This window comes from Mesorhizobium sp. M1A.F.Ca.IN.020.06.1.1 (assembly GCF_004023265.1).
Lineage (GTDB): Bacteria > Pseudomonadota > Alphaproteobacteria > Rhizobiales > Rhizobiaceae > Mesorhizobium.
Genome location: NZ_RZSR01000559.1, coordinates 1 through 3,992, shown reverse-complemented (window position 1 = coordinate 3,992; position 3,992 = coordinate 1). Strand labels below are relative to the sequence as shown.

Sequence of the window (3,992 nt, the reverse complement as noted above, 5' to 3'; positions counted from 1 at the left end):
GTGCAGAATTCCGCACCGCGGCATTCGTCGGAAGCGCCGCGACATAGATCCTGGGTCAAACCGAGGAGACGAAGCTGTTTATTCCCGCCGCAACAGCTTCTCCAACTCGCCCGCATCCGTAACCGCCGGCAGGCATGTCTGTCCGCTGCAGAACCAGGCTCCCGGCTTGTCCGTCGGCGGCAGTACGCCGCCCGGCAAAAGCGGTTGATTCGCTTCCGTACCGATGGGCAGTACGACATCGACCCGGCGTGGATCGGAACTTCGATTCGCCACCGGAACAAGGCTTGAGGAATCAAGCTTGTCTATGATGACGAGCTTCAGCGGTTCGAGCGCCAGCGCGCACGCGTTGATGATGCCGGCCTGGCCGTAGGCTTGCTGCGCGGCGCGACCCATGGCGTGTTCGGCTGTCGTCCATGCCTTTGCCCAAAGATCGTGATCGCCGGTAAGGGACGAGAGCCGGACCAGCGCCTCGACGATCTGGCCGGTGGCGGAGGGGATTGCCTCATCGACATCGCCGCGGATACGGATCGGCACATCGACGCTGTCGGACGCCGTCAGATAATAGCCGGTCTTTTCAGGATCCTGATGCCAGCGGTCGAGCCGATCGATGAACTGCCGGGCATGGTCCATATAGGCAGAACTGCCGGTTGCCTCGAACAGCGCGATCGCCGCGTTGGTCATGGCGGCATAGTCGCTCGACAGCGCCGGGAAAAGCTTCTTGTCGCCGAGCATCGAATGCGGCAGGCGGCCGTCCTTGCTGGCTTCGACGATGTGGGCGAAGGCCTTGACGGCGGCGTCCACCCAGTCGGCTCGCCCGAAGGAGCGGCCCGCTTCCGCGAGGGCCGCAATCATCAATCCGTTCCAATCGGTAAGCGCCTTGGCGTCGCGGCCGGGCCTGACGCGATTTTCTCTGGCAGCTAGCAATTTCGCCTTCAGCGCTGCGAGCTGAGCGTCATCGCTGATCCCCTGGCGCTGCTGTGCCTCGCTGTGGCGGATGATGGGCTTGCCTTCCCAGCCATGCGGAGCGGCGAGCTCGAAATATTGGAAGAAGCGAGCGGAATCAGCACCGAGTGCGGCTTCAACCTCTTCCGCGCTCCAGGTGTAGAACAACCCCTCCGCGCCTTCGCTATCGGCATCGAGGCTGGCGGCGAAGGCGCCGCCCTCGACGCGCATTTCCCGCAGCAGCCAGGCCACGGTTTCCTCGATTCGCTTGCGAAACAACTCATTGCCTGTTGCCGCGAAGGCCCAATTGCACATGCGGATGAGCTGGGCGTTGTCGTAAAGCATCTTCTCGAAATGCGGGACCAGCCATTCGGCATCGGTCGAGTAACGGCTGAGACCGCCGCCGACATGGTCGTAGATGCCGCCGGCGAGCATTTTTTGCAGGCTGATGAGCACGGCGTCGCGATGGGCGGTCTGGCCGTCGCGCAGCCAGGACAGCCACAGACTGTGCATGAAGGGCGCGTTGGGGAATTTCGGCGCGCCGCGCAAGCCGCCGAGATCGCCGTCGACCATGTCCTCGATGCGGCCGGCGAGATCGGCAAGCGTGCCGCGGTCGAGCACCGCCTTTCCCTTCGCGCCGGCCAGCCGCTGCTCGACATGGGTGGTCAGCGCGTCGGCGCTTTGGCCAAGGCTCTCCTGCTTCTCGCGCCAGGCCTTGTCGACCGCCTCCAGCACCTGGACAAAGCCCGGCCGTCCATAGCGCGCCTCGCGCGGGAAATAGGTGCCGCCCCAGAAAGGCTTGCCATCGGGGGTGAGGAACATGGTCAGCGGCCAGCCGCCCTGCTCGCCCATGGCATGGAGTGCCGCCATGTAGATCTGGTCGATATCCGGGCGCTCCTCGCGATCGACCTTGATATTGACGAAGAGGCGGTTCATGACGGCGGCGACGGCATCGTTCTCGAAGCTTTCATGGGCCATGACATGGCACCAGTGGCAGGCGGCATAGCCGATGGACAGCAGGATCGGCCGTCCGAGTTCCTTCGCCTCGGCAAGGGCGTCCGGCGACCAGCCCCGCCAATGCACGGGATTGTCGCTGTGCTGCTGCAGATAGGGGCTGGCCTCTTCGGCAAGCAGGTTTCGCGCGGGCAAGGTCACAATGAGCGGCTCGGCTTCGTTGATGAGCAGGCAATTCCGGGAAAGCTACGGCTGACGTCCGGAACGGCGCCTGAAACAAGATACCTAGGGTGGTTCGGCAGGTCGGGCAAATGGCAACCTCGAAGGAATCTATCGTAGCGCTTTCGAGCGGTCGCCTGCCCGCCGGCATCGCCGTGATCCGCATCTCCGGCCCGAAGACTCGATTCGTACTCGAAACGATTGCCGGCGGCGGTATTAAGGATCGCTTTGCCACTTTGCGCAAGCTGATGGCACCGGACGGTTCGGTCATCGATCACGGGCTTGTCGTGTTCTTTCCCGGACCTAGCAGCTTCACCGGCGAGGACGTTGGCGAGTTCCATGTACACGGCAGCCGCGCCGTTGCGGCAAAAATGCTGGAAACGCTCACCGGCTTTGCCGGCGTCAGACATGCCCAGCCTGGCGAATTCACGCGGCGCGCCTTTCTCAACGGCAAGCTCGATCTGGTCGAGACCGAGGCGCTGGCGGACCTCGTCAATGCCGAGACGGAGGCGCAGCGACGCTTTGCCGTGCGTAACGCCGAGGGCGCGCAGAGCGAGCTCTATTCGGGGTGGCGCCGGCGGTTGATCCATGCCCGGGCAATGATCGAGGCGGAAATCGACTTCGCTGAGGAGGAGGATGTGCCGGGTTCGGTCTCGAAGGCGGTCTGGACCGATGTGGCGGCGATGGCCGACGAGATCGAACGCCATATTCAGGGGTTCAAGGCGGCCGAGATCATTCGCGATGGCTTCGAGGTCGTCATCCTCGGCGCGCCGAATGCCGGCAAGTCCAGTCTGTTCAACGCCCTGGCCCAACGCGAGGCGGCAATCGTCACCGACGAGCCGGGCACCACGCGCGACCTGCTGGAGGTGGTGCTGGACCTCCACGGGATGAGAGTTCGGGTCGTCGATACGGCAGGCCTGCGCGAGGCCGCCGGCAAGGTGGAGACGATCGGCATCGAACGAGCGCGTGCCAAGGCCGGTGGCGCGGACCTGGTTTTGCTGCTGGAGGATATGGTCGATCCACAGCCCGTCGGCGCGGTTCCGACAGGTGTTCCGCTCCTGAGGATCGGGACCAAAACCGATCTCATGGGAGCGCGTAGAGGGGCCTATGATGTGGCCATCTCTTCCAAGGAAGGTACCGGAATTTCGGAACTGCTGGACGAGATTGCGGGTCGCGCCGCTGCCGCAGTCGGAGGGGCCGGTGAGATCTTGCCGTCGAGGCTCCGCCATATCGAGCTGCTGGAGGAGGCGAAGGATTTTCTCTCGGCGGCGCTGTCGGGGCAAAGCCTGGAGCTGCGCGCGGAAGAGTTGCGGGTGGCCACGGACCGGCTTGGGCGTATTATCGGCGCCGTCGATGTCGAGGATATGCTCGACGTCATCTTTTCGCAGTTCTGCATTGGCAAGTGATTCACGTGAAACGCGGGGCGGTTGCGGGCGGATGATTCACGTGAAACAGCGACAGGATGTTGGCGGATGGGTGTTTCACGTGAAACGAGTCCGGCTCCAGACGCGTGGCGTGCCAATAGATCAAGGGCCAAACGGCGCTGCCCCTCATTGCCTGCCTCGTAGAAGGCGAGGACGGCTGGCCACTAAAGCAACAGCGCTGATTCGCAGCGCTTGAGAAGTGAAAAATCGTCCGTGGGATAAGCGCCTTCCTTCCTTCGGGACGAGGTCGGACAGGCAGACTACTGCACGCAGCCCATTCCCGGCGATCACCTCCGCAACGGACTGCTCCTTGACAGCGGAGGCTGGCGGGGACATGTGTCAAAGCATCTCTGAAACGGATTCTTGCAATGACCGATCACTATGACGTGGTGGTGGTGGGCGGCGGCCATGCCGGATGCGAAGCGGCGGGCGCGGCTGCGCGCGCCGGCGCCC

3 protein-coding genes are annotated in these 3,992 nt (G+C 63.7%); 2 read left to right on the top strand and 1 reads right to left on the bottom strand.

From position 1 onward, the window contains the following. Positions 1-78: 78 nt before the first annotated feature. Positions 79-2,097, bottom strand: a complete 2,019-nt coding sequence (locus EOA60_RS22220) for a thioredoxin domain-containing protein (RefSeq protein WP_095825110.1) — start codon at positions 2,095-2,097, stop codon at positions 79-81. A 110-nt stretch (positions 2,098-2,207) separates the two neighbouring features. Here EOA60_RS22220 and mnmE point away from each other — a divergent pair, with 110 nt between their 5' ends. Both mnmE and EOA60_RS39915 read left to right on the top strand, forming a co-directional pair. Beyond that, positions 2,208-3,521: a tRNA uridine-5-carboxymethylaminomethyl(34) synthesis GTPase MnmE gene (gene mnmE / locus EOA60_RS22215; protein WP_095825111.1), complete on the top strand. Its 1,314-nt coding sequence runs from the start codon at positions 2,208-2,210 to the stop codon at positions 3,519-3,521. A gap of 386 nt (positions 3,522-3,907) precedes the next feature. Next, positions 3,908-3,992 (top strand): FAD-dependent oxidoreductase (locus tag EOA60_RS39915; RefSeq protein WP_348632717.1); only part of this gene is annotated, 85 nt, incomplete at its 3' end.

Coding starts and splice junctions, on each gene's coding strand:
- mnmE (WP_095825111.1), top strand. CDS start 2,208: ATGGCAACCTCGAAGGAATCTATCGTAGCGCTTTCGAGCGGTCGCCTG.